Source organism: Koromonas soli (genome assembly GCF_059726265.1).
This window is the reverse complement of the sequence record NZ_AP040872.1, coordinates 3,865,001-3,891,160: the sequence shown is the minus strand read 5'-3', so window position 1 is coordinate 3,891,160 and position 26,160 is coordinate 3,865,001. Positions and strand designations below refer to the sequence as shown.

General features: G+C 57.9%; 19 protein-coding genes and 2 rRNA genes. 7 read left to right on the top strand and 14 right to left on the bottom strand.

The genetic code is table 11. The features are described from left to right. Positions 1–308: 308 nt before the first annotated feature. The gene (locus AC6IY8_RS16955; protein ID WP_497775825.1) at positions 309–785 is read right to left on the bottom strand and encodes a hypothetical protein; all 477 of its coding nucleotides are present in this window, start codon (positions 783–785) and stop codon (positions 309–311) included. A gap of 34 nt (positions 786–819) precedes the next feature. After that, complete coding sequence (locus tag AC6IY8_RS16950) at positions 820–1,245, bottom strand: hypothetical protein (RefSeq protein WP_497775822.1); 426 nt, start codon at positions 1,243–1,245, stop codon at positions 820–822. A gap of 159 nt (positions 1,246–1,404) precedes the next feature. Here AC6IY8_RS16950 and AC6IY8_RS16945 point away from each other — a divergent pair, with 159 nt between their 5' ends. From AC6IY8_RS16945 to AC6IY8_RS16930, 4 genes are all read left to right on the top strand, one after another. Further along, positions 1,405–3,288, top strand: coding sequence for a M2 family metallopeptidase (locus AC6IY8_RS16945; protein ID WP_497775819.1), 1,884 nt, complete (start codon positions 1,405–1,407; stop codon positions 3,286–3,288). Positions 3,289–3,324: 36 nt separating this feature from the next. Beyond that, on the top strand, positions 3,325–3,954 hold the full coding sequence (locus tag AC6IY8_RS16940) for a hypothetical protein (RefSeq protein ID WP_497775818.1): 630 nt from the start codon (positions 3,325–3,327) through the stop codon (positions 3,952–3,954). A 172-nt stretch (positions 3,955–4,126) separates the two neighbouring features. Continuing rightward, a complete protein-coding gene (locus tag AC6IY8_RS16935; RefSeq protein WP_497775817.1) occupies positions 4,127–4,783 on the top strand; it encodes a thiamine phosphate synthase in 657 nt (218 codons plus the stop codon). A 184-nt stretch (positions 4,784–4,967) separates the two neighbouring features. After that, positions 4,968–5,189: a hypothetical protein gene (locus AC6IY8_RS16930; protein WP_497775815.1), complete on the top strand. Its 222-nt coding sequence runs from the start codon at positions 4,968–4,970 to the stop codon at positions 5,187–5,189. Between the two features lie 139 nt (positions 5,190–5,328). On the opposite strand, the gene AC6IY8_RS16925 is transcribed toward AC6IY8_RS16930, so the two are convergent. The 5 genes from AC6IY8_RS16925 to mfd all read right to left on the bottom strand — a co-directional run bounded on the left by AC6IY8_RS16925 (position 5,329) and on the right by mfd (position 14,005). Then, positions 5,329–5,676, bottom strand: coding sequence for a phage holin family protein (locus AC6IY8_RS16925; RefSeq protein WP_497775814.1), 348 nt, complete (start codon positions 5,674–5,676; stop codon positions 5,329–5,331). Then, positions 5,673–6,626 carry a UTP--glucose-1-phosphate uridylyltransferase GalU gene (galU, locus tag AC6IY8_RS16920; protein WP_497778643.1) on the bottom strand — a complete coding sequence of 318 codons (954 nt, stop codon included), beginning with the start codon at positions 6,624–6,626 and terminating at the stop codon, positions 5,673–5,675. Before galU ends, AC6IY8_RS16925 begins: the two co-directional genes overlap by 4 nt. 132 nt (positions 6,627–6,758) lie before the next feature. Beyond that, positions 6,759–8,549: a DUF885 domain-containing protein gene (locus tag AC6IY8_RS16915; RefSeq protein WP_497775813.1), complete on the bottom strand. Its 1,791-nt coding sequence runs from the start codon at positions 8,547–8,549 to the stop codon at positions 6,759–6,761. Between the two features lie 8 nt (positions 8,550–8,557). Then, positions 8,558–10,282, bottom strand: coding sequence for a DUF885 domain-containing protein (locus AC6IY8_RS16910; RefSeq protein ID WP_497775811.1), 1,725 nt, complete (start codon positions 10,280–10,282; stop codon positions 8,558–8,560). Positions 10,283–10,477: 195 nt separating this feature from the next. Further along, positions 10,478–14,005, bottom strand: coding sequence for a transcription-repair coupling factor (gene mfd / locus AC6IY8_RS16905; RefSeq protein ID WP_497775810.1), 3,528 nt, complete (start codon positions 14,003–14,005; stop codon positions 10,478–10,480). Positions 14,006–14,148: 143 nt separating this feature from the next. Between mfd and AC6IY8_RS16900 the strand changes: the two genes are divergently transcribed. Further along, positions 14,149–14,481 (top strand): hypothetical protein, encoded by a 333-nt coding sequence (locus AC6IY8_RS16900; protein ID WP_497775809.1) that lies wholly within the window; start codon positions 14,149–14,151, stop codon positions 14,479–14,481. A gap of 108 nt (positions 14,482–14,589) precedes the next feature. Here AC6IY8_RS16900 and AC6IY8_RS16895 read toward each other — a convergent pair whose 3' ends face one another. From AC6IY8_RS16895 to AC6IY8_RS16880, 4 genes are all read right to left on the bottom strand, one after another. Further along, entirely contained in the window at positions 14,590–15,708 is a 1,119-nt protein-coding gene (locus AC6IY8_RS16895; protein ID WP_497775808.1) for a HEAT repeat domain-containing protein, read from the bottom strand. A 250-nt stretch (positions 15,709–15,958) separates the two neighbouring features. Beyond that, the gene (locus AC6IY8_RS16890; RefSeq protein WP_497775807.1) at positions 15,959–16,690 is read right to left on the bottom strand and encodes a methyltransferase family protein; all 732 of its coding nucleotides are present in this window, start codon (positions 16,688–16,690) and stop codon (positions 15,959–15,961) included. 16 nt (positions 16,691–16,706) lie between these two features. Continuing rightward, a complete protein-coding gene (locus AC6IY8_RS16885; protein WP_497775806.1) occupies positions 16,707–18,095 on the bottom strand; it encodes a carbohydrate porin in 1,389 nt (462 codons plus the stop codon). Positions 18,096–18,254: 159 nt separating this feature from the next. After that, positions 18,255–19,724, bottom strand: a complete 1,470-nt coding sequence (locus AC6IY8_RS16880) for a hypothetical protein (protein ID WP_497775804.1) — start codon at positions 19,722–19,724, stop codon at positions 18,255–18,257. 280 nt (positions 19,725–20,004) lie between these two features. Here AC6IY8_RS16880 and hemL point away from each other — a divergent pair, with 280 nt between their 5' ends. Continuing rightward, positions 20,005–21,306 (top strand): glutamate-1-semialdehyde 2,1-aminomutase, encoded by a 1,302-nt coding sequence (gene hemL / locus AC6IY8_RS16875; RefSeq protein ID WP_497775803.1) that lies wholly within the window; start codon positions 20,005–20,007, stop codon positions 21,304–21,306. A gap of 97 nt (positions 21,307–21,403) precedes the next feature. Further along, positions 21,404–21,943 (top strand): PH domain-containing protein, encoded by a 540-nt coding sequence (locus tag AC6IY8_RS16870; protein WP_497775801.1) that lies wholly within the window; start codon positions 21,404–21,406, stop codon positions 21,941–21,943. A gap of 73 nt (positions 21,944–22,016) precedes the next feature. On the opposite strand, the gene AC6IY8_RS16865 is transcribed toward AC6IY8_RS16870, so the two are convergent. From AC6IY8_RS16865 to AC6IY8_RS16855, 3 genes are all read right to left on the bottom strand, one after another. Next, on the bottom strand, positions 22,017–22,631 hold the full coding sequence (locus tag AC6IY8_RS16865; RefSeq protein WP_497775799.1) for an outer membrane protein: 615 nt from the start codon (positions 22,629–22,631) through the stop codon (positions 22,017–22,019). A gap of 204 nt (positions 22,632–22,835) precedes the next feature. Beyond that, positions 22,836–22,952 (bottom strand): 5S ribosomal RNA (gene rrf / locus AC6IY8_RS16860). A 93-nt stretch (positions 22,953–23,045) separates the two neighbouring features. Then, positions 23,046–25,994: ribosomal RNA gene (locus AC6IY8_RS16855) — 23S ribosomal RNA — on the bottom strand. Positions 25,995–26,160 lie beyond the last annotated feature (166 nt).

The window sequence follows — 26,160 nt, the reverse complement described above, 5'->3', positions numbered from 1 at the left end:
CCTTCGCTGCGCTCAGGATGACACCTCAGAAACAAGAGCAACAGCAAAGGCAAGAACAAGAGCAACGGCAAAGGCAAGAACAAGAGCAACGGCAAAGGCAAGAGCAACTCCGAGGTCCTTCGCTGCGCTCAGGATGACACTGAAAAATCCAAGTCCGAGTTCAAATGCAAAACAAGAGCAAAGGCAAAAGCAACTACGCCACCCTAAACTCAACTACACCCGCCCGAGATCCGGGAGGCGCGAGTTAAGATCGGGCACCCGTGCAAACTCGCGGCGCTCGGGATGACACCGGCCGAGGTGTCTGCCTGTTAGGCGGCGGGGGTGATGCGGGGCTGCTCGGGTTCGCGGAGGTCGGCTTCGCGCTGGACGTGGTCGAGTTTCTTGCATTCTTTCTCGATCTGTTTGATCTCCAATTCTTCCTGAATGACTTTGGCGGAGACGCGATCTTTCTTGGCTTCGAGCTTGGTTTGCGCGAAGAGGCCCATGTAGAGATTGGCGACGTAGGGCAAGGAGAAGAAGGCGATCAGGTATCCGCGCCAGTCGGAGAAGATTAGGTGGAAGCGCGTGATGATGAGAAAAAAGATCGTTACGTAGTGGCTGAAGCAGTATTCGCAGGTGAGCAGGTAGAAGAACTTGCGTCCGAGGAGAGTGGGATCCTCGTTGCTGCGGCGGGTGGCGTATTCACGCAGCTCGCGGAAGACTTCCTCATGAGTCACCGTCCAGGAGACACACGCAATGGGTAAGGCGATCAGCAATAGATAGACGACCTGAGTTCCAAGGCTCACCTAGATTTGGATGCGGTCGGCGGGTGCGATGTCCTTAGCTTGCCCAACGCATGTAGGCCATGGCGACGAGGCATACGGCGAGGGCGATCAGCAGCAGAGTCGGAAAGAAGGACGACTCGGGTTGGATGGCAGGCGGCATCTGGAGTTGCTCTCCCGAGGAGAAGGGTGGCGGCACCTGCATGGGGAATTCCTGGAGGACAGGGGTGCTGGTCTGGCTCGGGTTTTCGCCGCCGAAGGTGGGGCGAGAGCCAGGGCGGCGCTGGCGGGATTGGGCCTGCTGGCGTGCTTCGAGCATGGCCTGACGCATGAGCTCGAGAGGTGAGTCCTTGGGCGGAGTGGGTTGGCTAACGGGGCCGGGCGGCGTGGGCTTGCGCTTGAAGTTCAGGAACTGCGAAAGCATGAGGAGGCCCACGATGACGAGGAGGCGAACTACCGAAGGGTTAAAGGTAATGTCGTTCATAAGCACGCCTCTGTCGTGAATCCCACATGCGAGCCGCTAGAGGGACGCGAGGGGACGACCAAAGTTTACGAGGAAATGGGGCGTACATCCAGTCCTAGAAGGAAGAGGACTGAATTCAGGACGGAGAACGTTTACAATGGGCACCTTTGGGGAGGAACCATGGTTGGTGCCATCAAATCACTTATCGCTATTGCAGCGCTGACGGCAGGCGCGAGCACACTGGTCGCGGCGCAATCCGCACAAAAGGCGGCCACTCCGCAGGAGTCAAAGATGCAGCAAACGGCGGCAAAGCCCACGGTGGCTGATGCTGAGAAATTTATGGCCGAAACCGAGGCGAAGCTCAACGAGTTGAACGTGAAGCTCGCGCGGGCGCAGTGGGTGCAGGCCACGTTCATTACCGATGATACAGAGTCGATTGCAGCCGACTACAACGAGCGGCTGATTGCCGAGATGACGCGGCTGGGGACGGACGTGAAGCGATTCGACGGACTGGATCTGCCTCCGGTGCTGGCAAGGAAATTTCTGTTGCTGAAGTTGCAGTTGTTCTCCCTTTCGGATGCCAAGGAGCGCGAGGAATACACGCAGCTTGCAAGCGGTCTGGAAGGCGATTACGGCAAGGGCAAGTATTGTGCGAAGGCGGGACCGAATGCGGGAAAGTGTCTGGCGATTGGCGAAATCGAGAAGATTCTCGCGACATCGCGCGATCCGGAGGAGTTGAAGGATCTGTGGACGGGATGGCACGCGATTGGGGCTCCGATGCGCAAGCGATATGCGCGCTATGTGGAGTTGCAGAACAAGGGCGCGCGCGAGTTGGGATTCAAAGACATGGGCGCGCAGTGGCGCAGCAATTACGACATGACGCCCGAGCAGTTTTCGGCGGAGACGGAGCGGCTGTGGAACCAGGTGAAGCCGCTGTATGAGTCGCTGCACACTTATGTTCGCAACCAGTTGGTGAAGAAGTATGGGCCGCAGGCAGCGGACGCAAATGGGATGATTCGGGCCGATCTGCTGGGGAATCCGTGGGCGCAGGAGTGGGGGAATATTTATCCGCTTGTGGCTCCGGCGAACAGCAAGGGCGCAGGGTATGACCTGACCGAGCTGCTGAAGCAGAAGAAAGTCGATGAGCTCGGGATGGTGCATTACGGCGAAAACTTCTTCAAGTCGCTGGGCTTTGCGCCGCTGCCGGAAACCTTCTGGGAGCGCTCGCAGTTCATCAAGCCGAGGGATCGCGACGTAGTGTGCCATGCGAGTGCGTGGGACCTCGATAACCAGGACGATCTGCGGTTGAAGATGTGCATCCAGATTCGCGATGAAGATTTTGTGACAGTGCATCATGAGCTCGGGCACAACTTCTACCAGCGGGCGTATAAGCATCAGCCGTTCCTGTTTATGAGCGGCGCGAATGACGGATTCCACGAGGCGATTGGCGACACGATCGCGCTTTCGATTACGCCGGAGTATTTGAAGCAGGTTGGGCTGATCGAGAAGGTTCCGGAGAGCGATGACACGGCGCTACTGCTGAGGCAGGCGATGGACAAGGTCGCGTTTTTGCCTTTTGGATTGCTGATCGACCAGTGGCGCTGGAAGGTGTTCGATGGCGAGATTAAGCCGGCGGACTACAACACGGCGTGGTGGAATTTAAGGGCGAAGTATCAGGGCGTGGTTCCTCCGGCGGCAAGGACAGAAGCGGATTTCGATCCGGGCGCGAAGTATCACGTACCGGCTAATGTGCCGTACACGAGGTATTTCCTGGCGCGGATATTGCAGTTCCAGTTCTATCGCGCGATGTGCCACGAGGCAGGACAGACAGGGCCGCTACATCGCTGCTCGTTCTATGGCAACAAGGAAGCAGGCGCGAAGCTGAACGCGATGCTGGAACTCGGCATGAGCAAGCCTTGGCCTGAGGCTCTAAAGACACTGACCGGCGAAGATCGCATGGATGCAGGTGCGATGATGGAATACTTTGCTCCGCTGAAAAAGTGGCTCGATGAGCAGAATGCTAAGGCAGGAACCAAGGTAGGGTGGACAGTTCCGGCGAAGTAGAGTTGTCTGAGTGGTGGAAAGGCTGCCTCCGAGGAGGTGGCCTTTTTTGTTTATGGGAGGTCAATCCGATGCAGCGAGGAGAAAGGCTTGTTGTGGCCAACTCTCCGGCGCAATGGTAAATTTCAAGCGATGACTCCATGGTTTATCGCAACAGTACCGTTCAGCCCCGCCGAAGGGGAGGGATGGCTCAAGTACATCGAATGGTCGGGACTCACACAACTGACTGAAATCGTCAGCCTTGATTCGGTGCTGTGTCCACCAATTCTGAAAGGCATTCGTGACGACTACTGGCCGCATATCGTCAATGAGGACTACATGCTTTTCTACTTCCGGGATTTGGAGTTCTTGCGGCAGCAAATCGCGGGATTCGAAAAAATGAACCTGCTCTGTGTTGTTCGGAACCCCACTTGCCACTTAGAGCACTCGCCCGTGGACGGGTTCGAGTTCGTGGGCTACGACTTAGTAGAAGCACAAACTGGCATTAGCGCACTGACTAATTGCGGCGGGTTCCCCGATGCATTTGCCAATACCGAGCTTTCCGTTTACGGTTTGCTGACGGATTTCAGGCGCGCCAAGGACGTAAACGCGAATTTGCGCTCCCTTCATCCCGAAGAACCTCACGCGAACTGCGACTTGTGGGCAGTTTTTCGTGCTAATCCGAAATAGTTGGCGATAAATTGCTTTAGCACTTACTACCTCAATTTGGAACGACGATGAACTTCTCCACTCAACGAAAAAGAGCGTTGAGTGGGCCACGAGCGATGACCGAGAACTCTGCCCCCCCCGAGTTGTTCTTAATTCCTTCCCTACACAAACTGGCAAGCGTTAGAGTTCCCTTGTGCTGACTTACTACATTACGGATCGGAAGCAGTTGGCAGGAAGCGACGGCGAGCAGCGGGCGGAATTGCTGAGGGTGATTGCGCGGGCTGCCGCGGCGGGGGTGGACTACATTCAGCTTCGCGAGAAGGATTTCTCGGGGCGCGAGTTGGAAAGGCTGGCGGCGGAGGCGCTGCGGGTTGTGCGTGGGGAGGGCGAGACGCGGCTTCTGGTGAATCATCGAACGGATGTGGCGCTGGCGGTGGGAGCGGATGGAGTGCATCTGACGGGAAACGATGTGGCGGCTTCCGAAGTGAGAGCGGTAGCGGGGCGTTCGATGATTGTGGCGTGCTCGTGTCATTCGGCGGAGGAGGTGAGGATGGCGGAGTCGCAGGGAGCGGATTTTGCCGTGCTGGCGCCAGTGTTTGAGAAGGTGGGTGTGACGGAAGTGGGCATTGGGTTGGAGGAGTTAATTACGGCGGCGGGTGTGGGGCGCACCGTTGATCGGAGAGTAGAGGCCGGAGATAGTGCACGGGAGTTTGCGGTGTTTGCGCTGGGAGGAGTGGATGTGGAGAGGGCCGCTCTGTGCGCGCAGGCAGGGGCGAAGGGTGTGGCGGGGATCAGGATTTTTCAGCAGGGGGATGTGGGGGAAACGGTGATGAGGCTGAGGGGATTGTAAGTGGTCCTTCGGCTTCGCCTCAGGGCTTATTAGCAGGGCAAGAGCAAAGGCAATGTCAACTACCCCACCCTAAACTCGCAAAAGGCGCGAGTTTTAGGATGGGGCACCCTGAAGAGGGGTGGTTGGTGACCTGGGGCGGAGGTGGAGACCGCGGCGGAGGCTGGGATCCTTCGCTTCACTCTGGATGACGCCTCAAAAACAAACGCAAGAACAAGGACAACTGCAAGAGCAACAACAACTGCAACTGCAACCTCGAGATTTTCGCTGCGCTCAGGATGACACCCCAAAACAAAGGCAAGAACAAGGACAACTGCAACAGCAACTGCAACTGCAACAGCAACAGCAACTGCAACTGCAACTGCAATTGCAATTGCAACCCCGAGGTCCTTCGCTGCGCTCAGGATGACACCCCAAAAGGCAAGAGCAAGAGCAAGGCAAAGGCAAGAGCAAAGACAAGGGGCGAAGGCAAAAGTAAGAGCGAAGGCAAGCGCACCAGAGCAGGAGGGGCATGCTTCTCCAGTTTGGGCCTCGCTCGATTTTTAGTGCTAGTTGCCGGAGGGGGTGAGCCAGCGGGTCAGCATGCTGAGGAGGGAGAGAAGCAGGGCTCCCCAGAAGGCAGGGGCGAAGCCGTGGACGACGAAGCCTCGGACGAAGGTGGAGGCGAACATCAGCATGAGGGCGTTGATGACCAGCAGGAAGATGCCAAGGCTCAGGATGCTGAGAGGCAGGGTGACGATCTTGAGGAAGGCTCCGAGGGTGGCGTTGACGAGGCCGATGACGACGGCGGCGATGAGTGCCGAGCGGAGGCCATCGACCTCAAAGCCGGGCACGAGGCGGGAGACGACGAGCAGCAGTACGGCGCTAATAATCCAACGAACAAGCAACTGGATCATAAGGTCTTCGGGGCTTTCTCTCGAACAGTGGTTTTGATTTCGGGAAGCAGGGGGCCGTGCGAGGCCTGCTCGATGTCGAGCGAGAGCAGGTACTGCTTGAACGCGGGGCCGAGGTCTTCGCGTTGCAATGCGTACTCGACGGTGGCCTTGAGGAATCCGAGTTTGTCTCCGGCATCGTGGCGCTTGCCTTCGAAGACGAAGCCGTAGATTTTTTCGTGGCGCAGGAGTTTCTTCATAGCGTCGGTGAGCTGGAGCTCGCCTCCGGCGCCGGGAGTGATGGTTTCGATCATCTCGAAGATGCGCGGAGTGAGGACGTAGCGTCCGATGATGGCGAGGTTCGAGGGCGCATCGTCGAAGCTGGGCTTCTCGACCATGTCGGAGATTTCAAAGAGGCGTCCGTCGAAACCATCGACGGGCTTGGCGTCGAGCACACCATAGGCTGAGATGGCCTGGCCATCGACGATCTGGGTGGCAATGACGGAGGCGTGCTTCTCTTCAAAGACGTCGATGAGCTGCTTGAGACAAGGGTTCTCGGGGGAGTCCACGAGATCGTCGGGGAGGATGACGCCAAAGGGCTCGTTGCCGACGAGGCGCTTGGCCATGAGGACGGCGTGACCGAGGCCGAGAGGCTCCTTCTGACGTACGGTGCTGACGTGGGCCATGCGCGCGATCTGCTTGGCGGTCTCGAGAAGCGAGGACTTGTGCCGCAGGGCGAGCGAATGTTCGAGCTCGAAGCTGACGTCGAAATGGTCCTCCATGAGGACCTTGCCGCGACCGGTGACGAGGATGATTTCATCGCATCCGGAGGCGATGGCCTCCTCGACACCGTACTGGATGATGGGTTTATCGACGACCGGCAACATCTCTTTGGGCATGACCTTGGTGGCCGGAAGGAAGCGGGTGCCCATGCCTGCGGCAGGAAAAACGGCTTTGCGAACTTTCATATCCATCGTCATGTACTCGATGAGATTAGATTCCAAAACCGTGACGTGTGCTGTGGGTTCGGAATGGAATTTCGATCATGTTGCAAACAAAGTATTGTATGCCGTCCGGCCCGTATGTGCACGGGCCGGACAAGGCGATTACAGGGTGGGCGAGTCGTCCTCGAGCAGGGCGCGGCGGATGACCTTGACGGGGGCAACTCCCTGGCGCATGAACAGGTCGTGGAAAGCGCTGGGCGGAGGCACGGTTTTCTGGCGGTGCTGCCAGTCGGTGCGCAGTTTCATAATCTGAAGCTTGCCGAGGGTGTACATAAGGTAGGTCGGGTCGCCGGTGCCGCGCTTCATTTCGCGAGTGGCGTTGGAGTGGGTCTGGTAGCCCTCTTTTTCGAAGAACGCAACGGCCTCGTCCATGTTCATGGTGCCGGTGTGCATGCGGATGGCGACGACGTAGCGGGCGTTGCGCAGGAGAGCATCCTGTAGCTGGCCGAGGCGCAGCTTGAGATAAGGGATGTCCTTGTCTTCGGGGACGGAATTGTCGCGGCCGTAACCCTCGTCGATCATCATCTGCTCGGTGTAGTGAGCCCAGCCCTCGACGTTGGTTCCGGAGAAGTGGCTGCCGGTGTTGCTGAGGTCGAGCGAGAGGAACTGGCGGATGCGCGAGGGCACGTGCTCATTCCAGAGGTATTGCTCGTAGTGGCCGGGGATGACCTCGTGGATGGCGGTGCTGGTGACGACTCCCCAGTTGTAGGCGGCCATGTATTCCTCAACCTGCGCGGGCGTCCAGCCTGGCTCGGGAAGCGTGACATTGAAATAAGCTTCGGTGGCACGGGTCTCGAAGGGGCCGGGGGCGTCCATGGAGGCGAATGTGGTGGCGCGCATGAAGGGCGGCGTTTCTTCGAGGATGGGAAGCTGGCGCGAAGGGGTGGTGATGATGAAATGCGTGTCGGTGAATTCGCGAATGCCGGTCAGCTTGCCGCGAAAGGCATCGAGGAGCTTGTCGGCAGGTGGATGCTCGGTTTCGACGGCGGCGAGAAGTTGGGCGGGCGTTTTCGAGGGATCGATGAGCTTGGCGACTCGCTGGAACTCGCTTTGATTGCGGCGCAGGTTGGCCATGCCGACCTCGAGAAGGTGATCGAGAGGAACATCGACCATCTCTTCGTAGGCAAGCTTCTGCTGGAGATTCTTGGCTCCGAGGCGGAAGTCTCCGCGAGAGCGCGGTAGAAGGTCAGCCTTGAGCCAGGATTCGTATTCGGTGAGCGCGGCGATGACGGCGGCGTTGGACTGAGCGAAGTCGGACTGGAGCTTGGGATCTTTGACGGCGGCGAATGCAGAGGGGACGTCGCGATGGAAGAAGTCAATGATGCCGGGGAGCTGCTCGAGTGCGATTTCGGTGAAGATGCGTGGCGGGTTCTGGAGATTGGTGCGCGCCTGGCGGAGAAGCGTTGGCATCTGGCGTTCGCGGGCGATGAGCGAGGCGAGGCGCTCGGCAGGCGAGGCGAAGTTGCGTCCCATGAGGAGGAAGGTAGAGTCGCTGAGGACGGAGGAGTAGTAGTCGGGATTCTGTCGCCAGACCTGCTGCGTCTGGAGCTCGAAAATGCGCGAGTGGACGAAGGAGACGAGCATCTCGCGATCATCGAGCGCCCAACGCGACCAGCCCTTGGTATCGAGGGACTGGAGGCGCTGGATGTACGTTTCGTAGATCGCAATCTGTTTAGAGACGCGCTGGGGATCGAAGCTCTCAAGCTGCGTGTCGTACTGGTGGAAGCCGGCGCGAGTTCCGGCGCTGGGCTGGAACTGGAAGAAGCTGGCCATGAACTCGTCATTGAGCTTTTCGAGCGCAGCGGGATAGGCGGCGGGGGATTTGGGCTGTGCCATGGCGGCTCCGAGCAATGTAAGTGCGGCGATGAGTAGTTCGGTGATTCGTCTGGTCATTGCGGTTCCTAGAGTGCGGGTGAGTCGTCGCCCAAGAGCACTTTGCGCACGATCTTCACGGGCGGCGCGCCCTGCTGAAGAAAGCGGTCGTGGAAGTCCTGCATGGTGAAGTTGGCGCCCATTTTGCGGCGGTAGTCTTCGCGGAGCTTAAGAATCTCAAGCTTGCCGACGGTGTACACGAGGTACGTGGGATCGCTGGTGCCGCGCTTGGTTTCGCGATAGGCGACTTCGTGGGTCTGGCGGCCTTCGGTTTCGAAGAACTTCACGCCTTCATCAAAGGTCATCTTGCCGGTGTGCATCTGGACGCCGACGATGAAGCGGGCATCGCGCAGGAGGGCGTCCTGTATCTGGCCGAGACGGAGCTTGAGGAACGCAGCGTCGTGTGATTCATCGACGCCGGGAGTGCGTCCGAAACCTTGGTCGAGCATCATCTGCTCGGTGTAGTGAGCCCAGCCCTCGGCGTTGGAGCCGCAGGCAAGGATCTTGCGGGTCTTGGTGACAGGCGCGACCTGCAGGACGAGGAACTGAACGTAGTGGCCGGGGTAGGCCTCGTGAATGGAAGTGCTGGCGATGGTGCCGCGATTGAAGCCTTCGAGCCAGCTACGGGTGCGCTCGGGCGCCCAATCTTTTTCAGGCAAGGTGACGTTGAAATAGGCTTCCTTGGCGACGCGTTCCCAGGGGCCAGGGGTGTCCATGGAGGCCGAGGTGAGGGCGCGCATGAAGGGCGGCGTTTCTTCGACGATGGGAAGCACGGGCGAAGGAATGGTGAGCAGCTTGTGCGAGGTGATGAAGGTGCGCTCGCCATCGAGAGTGTCGCGGAAGGACTGCAAGAGCTGGTCGGCGGAGGGATGGTCTTTCTCGGCGTCTTCGAGGATCTGCTCGGGGGTGCGGGCGGGATCGATCAGCTTGGCGATGCGAAGGAATTCCTGCTGATTGCGCGCGAGGTCTTCGCGTCCGATGGCGAGAAGGCGGTCGAGAGGAGTGTCGATCATCTCGTCGTACTGGAGCTTGCGAGCGTACTTGTCGGCTCCGATCCGGAAGTCTCCGTTGGAGCGGGGGAGAACGTCTTTCTTCAGGAAGTCGGCGTAGCTTTTAAGCTCGGCGATGACGCGAGAGTTGGATTCGCGGAACTGAGCGAGGAGCTTGGGGTCTTTTACGTCTTTGAAGGCGGCGGGAACGTCGCTCTCGAAGAAGCTCTGGATGCCGGGAAGCTGCTCGATGGCGACTTCGGTGTAGATGCGCGGAGGGTTCTGGAGATTGGCGCGGGCGGCGACGAAGACGGCAGACATCTGGCGCTCGCGGGCGATGAGCGAGCGGAGACGGTCATCCTGCGAAGCGTAGTTGCGGCTCATGATGACATAGGCAGAGCCGGTGACGCCGCTGGAATACACGTCTGGATTGCGCTGCCACATGCGGATCTCTTCGAACTCGAGCAACTGCGCACGCAGCCAGTTTTCGATCATCTGGGCGTCGATAGCTTGACCGGCGGTGAGCTTGGCGCGGTCGTATTTGGCGAGCTGGGTGAGGGTGGCGTGGCACCATTTCGTCTGCTCGGCGACGGACTTTTGAGAATAGTCCTCAAGCTGGGAGTCGTATTGGTGAAAGCCGAGCTGTGTGCCCTGGGTGGGGTTGTCCTTGAGATGACGGTCGAAGACGTGGTCAACAAAGGCGTCGAAGGACTGGGCAAAGGCGATGGAGCTGAAAAGAAGAACCACGGCGGAAAGTCGAATCATTCCTACCCTCTTGTGCATAGGGGCCCGGGGCTGGGAAGCCTTCCGGGCGATGGTGGTGGCGGTGTAGGGGTCCTTCGCTACGCTCAGGATGACACCGTAGAAACAACGACAAAAGCAACAGCAAAGACAAAAGCAACAACAACAGCAAGCCCAAAAGCAACAACTACAAAAACGGCGGTGTAGGAGAATTCGACGTCATCGCACGGGGGCGGGTTCGGCTTCGAGGCCCTCGAGGATTTTGCGGAGGCCGTTCAGGACTTCGTCGGGGCGAACGGCTTTGAGCGAGAACTTCAACATGCCTTGCGGCGTGAAGACGACACCCTTATGGCGGGCAACAAGTTGCATGATTTTCTGCGGATCGGCTTCGGCATTCTGCGAGAACTTGATGCTGACCTGATCGCGCTTGCGCTCGATACTGGCGACGCCGAGACGCTGACACTCGAGCCTGAGATGGGCGTAGAGCAAGAGGTGTTGGACAGCAGCGGGCGGCTCGCCGTAACGGTCGCGCAACTCGCTGGCGACGTCGCTTAACTGCTTTTCGTTTTCAACCGCGGCGACGCGCTTGTAGATGCGCAGGCGCTGGTTCTCTTCCTGGATGTAGTCGTTGGGAATGCGGATGTTGAGGCCGAGGTTGAGCGTGGTGTCGAGCGCTTCCTGCACGGACTCGCCCTTGAGCTGACGGATAGTCTGCTCAAGCATGGTGGTGTACATCTCGAAGCCAACGGCCTCGATGTGTCCGCTTTGCTGGCCGCCGAGAAGATTGCCGGCACCGCGCAGCTCGAGATCGAGAGCGGCGATTTTGAATCCGGCACCGAGGTCGCTGAACCCCTTGAGGGCGGCAAGGCGGCGACGCGCGAGATCGTTCAATTCGCGGTCGGGCGGAACGAGCAGGTAGGCGTAGGACCGGCGGTTAGAGCGTCCGACGCGTCCGCGGAGCTGGTAGAGCTCGCTGAGGCCGTGGCGGTCGGCACGGTTGATGAGAATGGTGTTGCAGAGCGGAATGTCGAGTCCGTTCTCGATGATGGTGGTGGCGACGAGAATGTCGGCTTCGTGGCGCATGAAGGCCAGCATGATTTTTTCGAGCTCGCCTTCACGCATCTGTCCGTGGCCAACGAGTACGCGTGCCTGCGGGACGAGTTCGCGGAGCTTGGCGGAGATTTCGTAGATGGACTCGACGCGATTGTGCACGAAATAGACCTGGCCGCCGCGTTCGAGCTCCTGCTGGATGGCGGAGCGGATGAGCTTTTCGTCCCAGGTGGCAACGACGGTCTGGATGGCGAGGCGGTCGCGCGGAGGCGTTTCAATAACGCTCATATCGCGCAGGCCGAGCATGGACATGTGCAGGGTGCGGGGAATGGGCGTGGCCGACATGGTCAGGACGTCCACCTCTTTGCGGAGCTGCTTGAGGCGCTCCTTGTGGCGCACGCCGAAACGCTGCTCTTCATCGATGATGACGAGGCCGAGGTCGGGGAACTTGATGTCCTTGGAAAGCACGCGATGGGTGCCGACGAGGATATCGACTTTGCCGTTCTCAACTTTCTCGACGATCTCCTTTTGCTGCTTGGCGGTGCGGAAGCCGGAGATCATCTCGATATTGACGGGGAAGGCGGCAAAGCGGCGCTTGAAGGTCTCGTAATGCTGGAAGGCTAGCACCGTTGTGGGCGCGAGGACGGCGACCTGGCGGCTGTCATTGACGGCCTTGTAGGCGGCACGCATGGCGACCTCGGTTTTGCCATAGCCGACGTCGCCGCAGAGCAGGCGATCCATGGGCTGAACGCTTTCCATGTCGCGCTTGATGTCTTCGACGGCTGCAACCTGATCGTCGGTGGGGTTGTACTCGAAGGCGTCCTCAAACTCGTGCATGAACTGGCTGTCGCCGGAATACTGGAAGCCTTGCGCGGTCTTGCGCTGAGCGTAGAGCTTGAGAAGCTCGTCGGCCATGTCCTGCATGGCCTTCTTGACACGCGCCTTGGTCTTGACCCACTGCTGGGTGCCAAGTCGGTTGAGGACAACGTGTCCGCCTTCGGCGGAACGGTACTTCTGCACGAGATCGAGGCGGGTGAGAGGAACGTAAAGACGTGCGCCCTCGGCGTACTCGAGCACCATGAATTCGGCTTTGGAACCGTCGGCCTGGAGGATTTCGCGCAAGCCCTGGTACTGGCCGATGCCGTGCTCGACGTGGACGACGTAGTCTCCGACGGCGAGGTCGCGGAAGTCGGAGAGGAAGGCAGAGGTCTTGGATCGCTGGCGCGGCTGACGCGCCACTCCGGCTTCGGACTCGTCGAAGATATCGTTGGCGCCGAAGACGACGAGCTTCGATTCGGGCAGAAGGACGCCGTCGGGGACGTATCCGTAAACGAGAGTGGTCGCGGCACTTTCGTCGTTGAAGTAAGTGGCCTCTTCGCTGACGGCGGCGGGCTTGGCGCGCGTGCCGAGACGGTAGGCGACCTGGTACTCGTTGAAGATGTCGGCAAGACGCTCGAGTTCGCCCATGGATCCGGCGACGAGAAGGACGCGCTCGGCAGAGGCCGTGAGCTTTTTGACTTCGTCGAGCAGCTTGGGGACAGCACCGTGGAAGCGGGGTGCGGGACGGGAGCTGAATTCGACGAGCTCGGGGCCTTCGCTGGAGGCCATGCCGAGTTGCTCGACGTCGAGGCCGCAGGTCTGGGAGACACGGGCGCGCCAGTCGTCGGGAGTGATGTAGAGCTCCTCGGGACGAACGAGATTGCCGATTCCGCTGCGCTCGTGTGCGTCGGCAAGGCGCTGCCACCAGGCATCGTGATCTTCGGCAAGGCGCTCGGGCTCATCGAGAATGACGGCGGCGTTGGGGAGAAGATCGAAAACGGTGTTCTCGGCTCCGGCGACAGGGGCGAAGAATTCCCATCCAGGAAAGACGGTGACGCCGCCGGAACGGACAGCGTCTTCGATGGCTTCTTCCGAGCCGGAAACGCGCTTGCCGCTGAGACGGGCGTTGATGGTCGCGAGCAGTTCCTCGGTGACCGGAGTTTCGGTGAGAGGAAGCAAGGTTACTTCTTCGACGCCGGTGGAGGAGCGCTGGGTGACGGGATCGAAGCGGCGGAGGGACTCTACCTCATCGCCGAAAAGCTCGATGCGAATGGGGCGCTCCATCTCAGGCGAATAGACGTCGAGAATGCCGCCGCGCTGGGCGTATTCGCCCTGCTGCTCGACTACGTCGGTCTGGCGGTAGCCGACGATGTTGAGGTGCTGTACGAGTTGTTCGACGTCGAGCCAGTCGCCTTTGCGAACGGTGCGGGCGAGGTTGCGGTAGTAGTCGGCGTCGTGCAGGCGGATGGTGGTGGCCGCAAAGGGCGCGAGCACGAGAGATGCAGTGCCGGAGGCCATGCGCCAGAGAGCACGGGCGCGGACTTCCTGGATCTCGGGGTGAGGGGACAGATTCTCGAACGGCAGTACGTCGCGCGCGGGGAGGTAGGCGACCGAATCCGGGCTGGCTGCGCCGGTGAGTTCGCAGACGCTCTGCAGGATAGGCAGCAACTCTTCGGCAGTGCGGTTGTCGCTGACGACGAGCAGCAAAGGACGCGAGGTGGCGCGGTGCAGCAGCGCGTAATGAAGCGCACGCGCAGTGGGGGTGAGCCCGGAGACACGAATGCGCCCCGCGCCTCCCTTTATGTGGGTAGATACACGTTGATAGCTGGAAGACTTCTCGGCGTCCGCGAGCAGCTCACGGACGAACGGCAGAATCATTGCAAAAACATTCTAACAGCGTGGGGGGGAATAGCGCGTCGAGCGGCTTGGCAGAGGGCTCCGTCCCAGAAGGGGATAGTGAGGTACTTGCCCCGTTATCGACAGTTTTGGTGCGTCACAAGGAATTGTGGATAATCTGAACAATGCGAAATGCAGCTACCCAACTCGTCGGGTCTGTTGCTCTAGGCGTCTACGTACTTGTGTTTGCGCGTTCGACGTTCGGCGAACCTGAACGTATTAGACGGGACTGGTTCTCTCAACTGCCTGAACGAGAATGGTCTTCAAGACTACTGCGCATCGTTGCTGTCTTCTGGATGCTCGGCGGATTTCTGCTGATCGCGAACGGATTCATCACACTGCCTTTCTTTGACCAGTATCGTGGTTTCAGATTCATGATATTTGACCTGATTATCGCGGCCGCTTTGACCGCCTTGTTAGCAGCCAATACGCCTCGACGTAAGTGGTCAAAGCGGTAGCTGTCGCAAAATCGCCTTTCATTAAGTAATCGCTTCCTCACTTTCTGAGTTGGTGAGACAGAAGCCCCGTCTCCAACAATGCCGTGGGAGACAATTGACTCTTGGAGCTCAAGGAAGTTGCGAGAAGGTTCCGCACTCGCCAGATCTAAAGATTCGTGCGGTGCTATGTGCGCCAGCCCACCAGAGAGCCCATTTTGCGTACTGTCCTTGCGGATGCTGCACGTAGCGCTCATCTCCAACTTGGGAATGTGTAAGCTGCTGGATCCCCATCAATGCTCGTTGCGCAATTGCGTCGTCCGGTGATTTCAGGAGTTCAATCAAAATAGGTATAGAGCTGCGCGCCCCAGTATCGCCCAGTGCCGAAACCGCGTTAACTTCGGTGAACTCCTTGTCTGGGCTTTGCAATAGTTGAAGCAGCAGGGGAATTGCCTGGTCCCCGCCGCTGCGAGCTGCATCGCTGACGTAATTCGAGATAGCCGCGTGCTTCAAGGCGATCTCTCTCAGTAGCGGGAACCAGCGGGAATCTCCGAGATCTGCAAGGTAGCCGGCACATTCCAGATGTTCATGCGTACCCGGTTCGCTCTTCACCAATAACTCTGCCATCGCTGCAATGCTTCGAGGCGTATTCAGGTTGTGAAAAGCAAGCGGCGCGAACCATCGAAACTCGTCATTCGCCGCGAACCCAAGCAGAACAGTCTCAGCACTGCGCGGTCCCACCGCTGCGAGTGCGCGAGCCGCTTCTATCCGCGTGCTCCTGTCCTTAGAATTTAGCTGGGCGACTAGCTCCCCGATACTCGCTGGGGCCGGTATTGAGCTCTCATCTACTCTAAAATGAAGCACGTCCCGGACGTGGAGTTTCTCATTCGATGAACTGAAGGATTGGTTGCCAACATCGGCGTACGAGAGGTCACGCTCTGCCACTACTTCGTAGTCTCCTGGTGAGCTCACCTTGTGCTCGTAGTTCAGCAGGAGTCGTTCCGTTCGCGTTTTATGTGATGGCAACAGAATCTCCGACGAAAGACAGCTTGCCGCAAATCCCTTCGGCGCACAGAAAGAGTCCGATGAGGGGTCACTTGATAGGCTGACCTGGTATCCCGCACAAAACGAATAAGGATCGGCGTTGGAGACGTTCTGGCTGACTTGGCCGCTGTTGGTGACCTCGAAGTAAAGGAATATAGGTTCACCCGGCGCATAGACCTGCTTTTGGAGATAAAAGCGGGCAGTCAACTGTCCTGCACACACAGTCGACAGCGTCAGCAAACAAGCAAACATACCGCAGACGTACATACGTACATTTTGATGCAAAACACGCAGAGATTGCCATAGCGAGCGATACATCGCCTTATGACTCACAATCCCGAATTGGGATGAAGATGAGAAAGGCCCTCAATCAACGAAAGGTCAGTTGAGCTGGGCTCGCAGAGAACCCAGAGTTGGAAAACGCCAACTCTGGGCCACCTTCGGAAACCGAAGGTATTTAGGAGTGTTTGCGGCGCTGGCGAAATCCGATGATGGCAAGGCACATGAAATAGACGCTGAAGGAGAGTCCGAGGGCGAAGAAGTAGGCGCGGAGATCGAGCGTGATGGCGAAGACGAGCAGGGCGAGCGCGAGTCCCCAGAAGAAGGCTTCGCCGAGCAGGCCGGATCGCCAGTTGGGAGTGCGCTCGGAGGAGACGGCGAGGCGCGGGCGCAGAGACGGAAACAGGCGTGGCACCTGTCCGAGATAGTGCACGTAGGAGTCGCCCTGGGCGCGGGAGAGTTCTCGCTCTTCGCGGAAGATGAGGCGATAGTTGAACAGGAGTACGCCGAGGATGAGGACGAGTGCTCCGATGCGGCTGGCCATGAATGAGTAGCCGAGGGCGACCAGATTGGTGCCGAGATAAAGCGGATTGCGCACGTAACGGTAGGGCCCTTGGGCGATGACGGTGTGAGTGTGCAGGTCGCCATCCACCATGATCTCGGGGCGAATATACGCGGTGGCCCAAGTGCGCAGGAAGGCGGCGAGAAGGGCGAGAAGGACTCCGGCGAGGAAGACGAGGCGAACGCCAGTCAGCGTGGCTTCGCGATGGATGAGGCCGGAGAGGAACTCGGCGACGGACTGGCCGAAGATGTGGCGATCAAAGCGATAGAGCGAAAACGACAGCCAGAACAAGGCTCCGAAGATCCAGAAACGATAACGAAACTCCCACGCGCTGGCTGCTAGATTCAAATCGTGCTCCCTCCGATTACAGCTCTACGTGCAGGCGCAGGCCGGGGACGACGACAGGACCGCGGTCGCGATTGTACCCGGGATTCCAGATGCGCTGCACATCGACACTGAGAAATACACCGCGCCAGGCGTGCAGTGTGTAGTAGCCCTCAAGGATGTTCTCACGCCCATAGCGCAGGGTGCCATCGCCAAGGAGGAATCCGCGGCCGCCAAGCTGCAAATAGCGCTGATGGTCGGCACTGATGCCGTTGGTGATGACAGCGACGCCGAGTTTGTCGAGTCTGCGATGCCAGCGAGGGCCCGCAAGGTCGGCTCCGAATGCGGCGGTGGAGTTGACCTCGGTGTAGGCGAAGGACTCGTGCTTGCCTTCGTTCCACCCGAGACGCAGGAAGGCGCGCAGATCGCGCGGCAGGGTCTGCTCGGCATTGAAGCCGAAGCCGTACTTGACCGTGCCCTGACGGCGCGTGTTTTCGATGGTGGGAACGGGATCGACGCCGGAGAGAAAGCGCGTGACCGCATCGCTATAGGTGCCCATGTTGGCGTGGTTTTCGTAGGCGAGCAGGCGAAGGGTGCTGCGCTGATTTTGGATGAACGTGGGGCGGAGTTCGAGTTCGTAGTTTTCAGCGCGGGCGCGTCGGAGGTTCCAATCGAGAACGTTGCCGTTGGCGACTTTGGGCATGAGCATTTCGCCAAAGCGGAAGGCCCAGCGCGGGCTCTGATATTCGGCGAGCAGGCCGTAAGTGTAACCGCGAGTGTCGGCCGCGTAGTCATAGGCACCGTTGGAGTCGACAGCCCAGTTGAGAAATTGCAAATGGCTGTCGCTGCCGACGCCGTTGACGTCGAAGAAGTCCACGGTGCTCATGCGTCCGAAGCGAAGCTCGAGGCGGCGTGCGGGGGCTAGGGTGGCGAGAGAAAGCGGGCCGCGGTCAACTTCGACATCCTGGGACGAAAGGCGAACGGTCTGATGAAACTGCACGCGGGCAACGTAAGGCGTCTGGCCGAGCGCGGGATTGCGGACTACATCGAGATTTGTGAATCCAGCGAGGCCGAGAGCATCGCTGACGCCGCGTCCTCCGGCGGACTCGATATCGAGCAAGACTTCGGAGCCCCGCGCAAGCTGGTATCCGAGATAGAGGGTTTCGACGTTGGAGGTCGCATGCTCTGACTTCGAATGCAGGCTGTTGGGACCGCTGTAGGCAGCATGGAAATCAGGATGAGCCTGAAAAACAACGTTGATTTGTCCGCTGATCCACCAGCGTGAATTTTCAGAATGGGGAAACAGAGTGGCCGGATCCGGATGCGGCTGTTCGGGCGTGATGGCCTGCTCCGCTTGCGCAAGAGAGAACGGCGCGAGAGAGCAGAAGAGAAAGAACAACCAAGCAAGGGACAAAAAGGATTTCGGCATAGTTGAGAAGACGCCTCAATACGATAGTACCTTCTCGGGAGCCGACAGGTGGGGCGGGAAAGATGTCACCCACGTGATGGCCACAGGCGGCGCGAACCGTTATCCCGTGAACTCCATCCATCCCCGATGGCGCGATACCCTGCCCCTAGCGAAGTTCAGCTATTGCGCGGCACCACTGCCAGAACGGGTACGTCCTGCGCCGGCAAGATAGGGGGGTGGGGACGGAACGGCGCGGGTGCGAAGATGCTCCATCAATTCCCAATCTTTACGGAAGATGGTGAGCAGCTCGCGATTTTTCTTTTTCTTATGCAGCTCGGCATCGAGGCGTGAGAGCGTCATGAGATATCCGAGGCGCGCATCGGAGCGGCTGGCGATCAACGTGTTTGCGCTTAGTCCGACGAGCGCGTGCGACTGGCCGTTGCGGGCAGTGAGCCAGAGACCGCCATCGTTGTCCATGGTGATCCAGCTATCGTGGACGGTTTGGCGGGTGAGGCTCTTGAGCGCGGCCTCGTCGTGGGCCCATCCCATCTCGACTGCTTCCGCTTTGTACTGTCGCACAGTGGCGTCGTAGCCTGCCCATTCCTCTGAGGTGCCAAGCGAGTTGGCGCGGGCGTGGCGAATCTTCTGCTTGAGCTGATTTTGCTGTTCGGCATCGCCCAGATCGCGCGCGCCTTCAAGCTGCTGCTGAAGGCCAATGATTTCGCTGCTGGGACGCCGCTGCAATTCCAGCTCAGGATTGAACCTGCCGCTGATCATGTAGCTGCTGGTGAAAAGGACGAGTTCGTAAGGGCGCAGGGCCGCCAACGGCAGACGCCACTTATTGGCGCGATAAAGCTGCTCGGTGCCTTTGCGATTGTCATGACTCGAAACGAACTCGCCTGGAATTTGAGAAAAGCGCACGACATGAAAATCTAATTCGGGGTGCGCGGCTCCGTAATGGGCAAAGGATTTTGCAATGGCCTTGGGGCTGGTCATGCCGAAATCATTGACGTGGTCAGCCTTGGCAGCTCCGGGATAAAGAGTGTTCACCACATCGCGGGCGAAGTCGGCGCAGTTGTAGCGGAATCCGTTGTAGTGGCCGATGTTGGCGGCGTGGTTGAATTTGTCAACCAACAACTGGTCCTGCTCGCGCGTCGTCTTGACGGAAAACATGTAGATATCGCGCAGGAAGAGCGAGGCAATCATTTGACGCCATTGCGCATTGGGATTGGTGGCGCAGGCACCGGTGCAGATGTTCTCCAGATAACGCTGACGGTAGCGCTCCTGCAGGAGCCAGCGCACGGTACCGCTGGCAAAGATAGGACGGGCAGATTCGTCTTCAACGCCGTAAAGAAAGACGTTGAGCGGGATCGCGTTCCACTCGTAGGAGTGATCTTCGCCGAATGCCTGGTAATTGGAGATGACAATGCCGTTCTCGCCGGGCGCGCACAGGCGCAACTCGACGGGACTTACGATGCAGACGCCGGAAAGATACACGGCGGAGTGTCCTGCACCGGTCCACTTCGAGGCGCCGACTTCCAATGCTTCATTCAGCATGAGGCCGACTTCAGCGTGCATGGCAGTGCTAAACGCGGCCAGCAGCACTGCAAAAAAAACAAAACGGCCTAGCGATTGAATCAGCTTCATCATTCCTTAAACGTCTACTCTCAATGTGACTTGGGACAGCTACGAACAAAGCACGCAGGAAGAAGCGGATTTCGGTCCCGATCATGCAGCAATGTAGTCTGATGCACCGCAATATCCAGCTTCTGTCTCGCACTCTCCTCATGGGGCACTGTAGCTGAAACCCAGTCGCGACCTGTGATGTTTCTCACAACCGCGATTTCCGCGTTTTTGCTATGGTGAAGAGTCGCAAAAATCTCATAAGCGGAGCTGCTCTTATTGTATTCGCTCCGCGCCGGTTGGTTCTGTGTCCAGAAAACTCGATTTGTCTCATTCTTTGCAACAACGCGCAGAAAAATACTTCCCCGGCGGGGTTAATTCTCCGGTACGCGCTTTTCGCGCAGTGGGAGGCGAGCCGCCAATCATCGCTTCGGGCCAGGGCGCCCGGATGACGGACGTGGACGGCAATCAGTACATCGACTATGTGCTCTCATGGGGCCCGCTGATGCTCGGGCACTGCGCTCCCGAGGTGGTGGCGGCCGTGATCGAGGCCACTCACAAGGGAACCAGCTTTGGAGCTTCAACACCCTTGGAAGCCGACCTTGCGGAAGAGGTCAAGAAGGCTTTCCCATCAATCGAAAAGATGCGCTTTGTCTCAAGCGGCACTGAGGCAACGATGTCGGCAATTCGACTCGCTCGCGCAGCAACCAATCGCAAGTACATCGTAAAGTTCGAAGGCTGCTACCACGGACACAGCGATGCCCTGCTGGTGAAGGCCGGATCGGGAGTGGCCACGTTTGGTATTCCGGGATCGGCTGGCGTGCCGGAAGAGTTTGTGAAGTTCACCCTGGCACTGCCGTACAACGACGTTGCGGCGCTGGAGGAGGCTTTTGCGAAATTCAAGGACCAGATTGCCTGCGTAATTATCGAGCCGGTGGTGGGCAACATGGGTTGCGTGCCTCCGAACCCAGGGTATCTGGAAGCTGTGCGCTCGCTGACGAAGCGCGAAGGCACGTTGCTGATCTTCGACGAGGTGATGACGGGTTTCCGCGTGAGCTATGGCGGAGCGCAGGAACTGTACAACATCAAGCCGGACCTGACGACGCTGGGAAAGGTGATTGGCGGCGGACTTCCCGTGGGAGCGTATGGTGGACCGGCGTCGCTGATGGATCAAATTTCGCCTCTTGGTCCGGTGTACCAGGCCGGAACGTTGAGCGGCAATCCACTGGCGATGGCCGCAGGAGTGGCGATGCTGAGGACGCTGGGCGCCGGACGAACGACGATCTATCCGCGTCTCAATCAGCTTGCATCGCAACTCGTGGCTGGCGTCTGCAAGGCAGCGCAGGATTCAGGGATCGCGATCAGCGCAAACCAGGTTGGAAGCATGTTCACCTGGTTCTTCGTCGGTCATGCGGTTCAGGATTGGGACACGGCAGCGCCGTGCAACACGGAACTGTTCGGAAAATTCCATCGCGGAATGCTCGATGCCGGCATTTGGCTGCCTCCCTCGCAGTTCGAAGCAGCTTTCCTGAGTGCGGCGCACTCGGAGCAGGATATCCATAAAACAATCGCCGCCGCCGAGGACGTGTTCGCCAGGTTGAAGGCATAAGAGCTGAGAAATTGATCTACTAAAGGGGCCGTCAGCAAGGGCGGCCCTTCTTCTTTGCTCCAACGACTCTGAATCGGCGTTACCATCGAAATGAGCCTTGAACTTTCAGGAGGGCACCGCATTGGGATATGTCGAGCAGAATTTGAACCCGGGCGAACGTATTCTGTACACAACGCACTTGCACTGGCTCGTGTTGCTACGCTCCATTTTCGTGGACTTGTTATTTTCTGGAGCAGGTATTGCTCTGCTGCTGTGGGCTGGCGCCGGAACTCACACCGAGCGCGGAGAGGCGCAGGTGGCTGGCATCGTTGGATTCGCGCTGATCCTGCTGGGCAACGTCATCCTGGCAATTGCCGTCGTGCGGCGAAATGCGACCGAAATGGCCGTTACCAACAAGCGAGTGATCATAAAAATCGGATTCATGACAAAACGCACCATCGAGCTATTTCTCGCCAAGGTGGAGAGCGTCGAAGTGGAGCAGACGCTGGTGGGAAGAATGCTCGGATTCGGCAGCATCACGGTTCGCGGCACCGGAGGAACAAACGAGCCGTTCAGTCACGTGTCCAACCCGCTGGAGTTCCGACGCCAGGTGCAGCACCAGATCGAGGAACATATGAATCCTTCGCAGGCACAGTAAGGTCGGGGTTTAGCAAAATGAGAAGCAGGGGAGCCGCGAGCTCCCCTTCTTCTTTGCAGTCTCACATTGTGAGCTAAAAACGATAGACGAGGCCGACGGTCGGCTCTTTCATCTGCATGGCGGCATTGGTATGGAGTGCGACGGCGTTGCCGAAGAAATCCGGTGCCTTGAAGAGAAGAGCGCGGTACTGTGCGCGAACTGCAATGTTTTTGGCCACCCGGACATCGGCACCTGCTCCGTATAGAAACACCGGGCGATTTCGCTTATCAATGCTGGGATCGGCAACTCTGTTGGAATAGTCAGTGGGATTGAACACCAGGAAACCACCGCCCGCAAGAGCAAACGGCTGGAAGATTCCACGGGTGATATGAAACACATATGCACCGGTCGCTTCGTGGATCCCAGCCTGAACGTCTCCGACACGACCGCCGGTGGCAAGATCGGTGTACCGATGCGAGTTCTTTGTGTAGGAATAGTTGACTTCGACTCCGTTGTACTTATAAGCAAAGTGGCGGAACGAGATCAGCAGGCCTGCCGATTTTGTCGTAGCCTCTGCGACGCCTTTGCCGCTAACGTTGTCGGTGTATACGCCAACCCCACTCAAGGCGAAGTCAGTCTGTTGAGCGAAGGCGCTGGCGCCAGCAAGAATCACGAAGAGTACGGTGAGCAGGACTGCACTGCGTCTCATGCCATCTCCTAGATGTTGATGAATCCATCGGGTCAGACCCGGTTGAGCAGATCGAAGCCACTCCGGGCAAAACGTCTGCTCTTCTTCATCTACCTTAACACCTCTGGCCGGAGTGGAAAGGTATTGATGGTTTCGGAGGTGGGTGTGCGTGAATTCCGCATAAACGGAAAAGGCCCCACGCTTTAAACGTGGGGCCTTTATTTAATCCGGCAACGTCCTACTCTCCCACACACTTTCGCGTGCAGTACAATCGGCCCAGCAAGGCTTAACTTCCGTGTTCGGGATGGGAACGGGTGTTTCCCTTGCGGTATGATCACCGGAAACTTGTAAAGATCTCGAGAACGATGTCTCACGACTAAATAGCATTAGGATACAAGGCAGGAGCAGGTTCGCTCCATGCGCAGAGTAAATTTTATGGTCAAGCCGAACGGGCGATTAGTACTGGTAAGCTATACGCGTCACCGCGCCTGCACATCCAGCCTATCAAACAGGTGGTCTTCCTGTGCCCTTCTTGATCCTTTTGGATTGGGAGATCTAATCTTGAGGAGTGCTTCCCGCTTATATGCATTCAGCGGTTATCACAACCGAACTTCGCTACCCAGCCATGCCGTTGGCACGACAGCTGGAACACAAGAGGTTCGTCCATCCCGGTCCTCTCGTACTAAGGACAGGCCCTCTCAAATCTCCTACGCCCACACCAGATAGGGACCGAACTGTCTCGCGACGTTCTGAACCCAGTTCACGTACCGCTTTAATAGGCGAACAGCCTAACCCTTGGAACCTTCTACAGCTCCAGGATGCGATGAACCGACATCGAGGTGCCAAACCGGAGCGTCGATATGAACTCTTGGCTCCGATCAGCCTGTTATCCCCGGCGTACCTTTTATCCGTTGAGCGATGGCCCTTCCATACAGAACCACCGGATCACTATGACCTGCTTTCGCAACTGCTCGACTTGTAGGTCTCGCAGTAAACCACGCTTATGCCATTGCACTCGACGGCTGATTTCCAAACAGCCTGAGCGTAGCTTCGTGCGCCTCCGTTACAATTTAGGAGGCGACCGCCCCAGTCAAACTACCCGCCTCACTATGTCCCTCTCCCGGATTACGGGAGTAGGTTAGAATCACAGAATTCACAGGGTGGTATCTCACCGTTGGCTCCCCCAAGCCCAAAAGCCTGAGTTCAAAGCCTCCCACCTATCCTGCGCAGCAAAGTCCATAATTCATAGTGAAGGTATAGTAAAGGTGCACGGGGTCTTTCCGTCTAGATGCGGGAAACCGGCATCTTCACCGGTACTACAAGTTCGCCAAGTCACTCGTTAAGACAGTCGCACGATCGTTACGCCATTCGTGCAGGTCGGAACTTACCCGACAAGGAATTTCGCTACCTTAGGACCGTTATAGTTACGGCCGCCGTTCACCGGGGCTTCAGTTCGAAGCTTCACCTTGCGGTTAACCTCTCCCTTTAACCTTCCGGCACCGGGCAGGCGTCAGCCCCTATACGTCGTTTTAGACTTTGCAGAGACCTGTGTTTTTGTTAAACAGTCGCCGTGCGCGATTCGCTGCGGCCTCTTCGGGCTATGAACCCTAGTGAGGCACCCCTTCTCCCGAAGTTACGGGGTTAATTTGCCGAGTTCCTGAACGAGTGTTCTCTTGAGCGCCTTTGGATATTCTCCTCGTCTACCTGTGTCGGTTTGAGGTACGGTTCCCTTGATCTCTCCTTAGAGGTTTTTCTTGGCAGCGTGAACTCATCCCCTTTGCCCCGTACGGGACTGCTTTACGTCTCACCCTTAAGATCTGGCGGATTTGCCTACCAAATCAGGCTTACACGTATCGAACCACATAGCCATATGTGGCCGGGATTATCCTTCTGCGTTACCCCATCGTGATAACGAAATCATGGGAGTTCCGGAATATTAACCGGATGTCCATCAGCTACGCCTTTCGGCCTCGCCTTAGGGACCGACTAACCCTGAGCGGATTAACCTTCCTCAGGAAACCTTAGACTTTCGGCGCGGAGGGTTCTCACCTCCGTTATCGCTACTTATGCCGGCAGGGTCTCTTCCGCAGCAGTCCACGAGTTCTTACGATCTCGCTTCAAACCGCTGGGAATGCTCTCCTACCACGCGTCTTACGACGCATCCGCTGCTTCGGTGTCTAGCTTGAGCCCCGTTGAATTGTCGGCACCGGACCGCTTGACCAGTGAGCTATTACGCTTTCTTTAAAGGATGGCTGCTTCTAAGCCAACCTCCTGGCTGTCTGGGCGTTCCGACATCCTTTCCCACTTAGCTAGAACTTGGGGACCTTAGCAGGCGATCTGGACTGTTTTCCTCTCGACGACGAAGCTTAGCCCCCGCCGTCTGACTCCCGTGCTGGTTGTCCATGGCATTCGAAGTTTGGTTGGATTCAGTAAGCTGGAAAGCCCCTTAGTCCATCCAGATCTCTACCACCACTGCAAATCGCACGAGGCTAGCCCTAAAGCTATTTCGGAGAGAACGAGCTATCACGGAATTTGATTAGCCTTTCACCCCTACCCTCAGCTCATCCGAGCTTTTTTCAACAAACACCGGTTCGGTCCTCCAGTGGGTGTTACCCCACTTTCAACCTGGCCAAGGGTAGATCATCCCGCTTCGCGTCTATTCCTGCCAACTTAACGCCCTATTAGGACTCGCTTTCGCTACGGCTCGCTTCCGCTTAACCTTGCTGACAAGAATAACTAGCCGGCTCATTATGCAATAGGCACGCGGTCAGGCATTCCCTTACGGGCATAGCCCTCCCACTGCTTGTAGGCACACGGTTTCAGGTACTATTTCACTCCCCTCGCAGGGGTTCTTTTCACCTTTCCCTCACGGTACTGGTTCACTATCGGTCAGTAAGTAGTATTTAGCCTTACGGAATGGTCTCCGCAGATTCCCGCAGGGTTTCACGTGCCCCGCGGTACTCAGGTACCGACTTCGAGTTCATTTGCTTTCGCCTACGTGGCTGTCACACTCTATGGCCCCTCTTTCCAGAGGGCTTCGACTAACAAATGAATTGGTAACTCTACTATTGTCGGCCCTACAACCCCAGCACTACCCAAAGGTAGGACTGGTTTAGGCTCATGCGATTTCGCTCGCCACTACTTTCGCAATCGAGGTTTCTTTCTTTTCCTCCAGGTACTGAGATGGTTCACTTCCCTGGGTTCGCTCGTACCCGACTATGTATTCATCGGGCCGTTGTACGGGTTCACCGTACAGGGTTTCCCCATTCGGAAATCCCCGGATCAAAGCCTGCTTGCGGCTCCCCGAGGCTTATCGTAGCTTGCCACGTCCTTCATCGCCTCTTACTGCCAAGGCATCCACCGTGCGCCCTTAGTAGCTTGACCATAAAATTTACTCCGCACATCGACTCACGTCGCTGATGCCGTAAATCTTATTAGCCTCTCCAATCACCTGCGGCGTCTCACGACGCCAGGCATTTGATTTCTAAGGCACTCATAAAATTTAAACTTAGCCTTGTAATTATCCCAATGCTATTCAGTTGTCAAACAT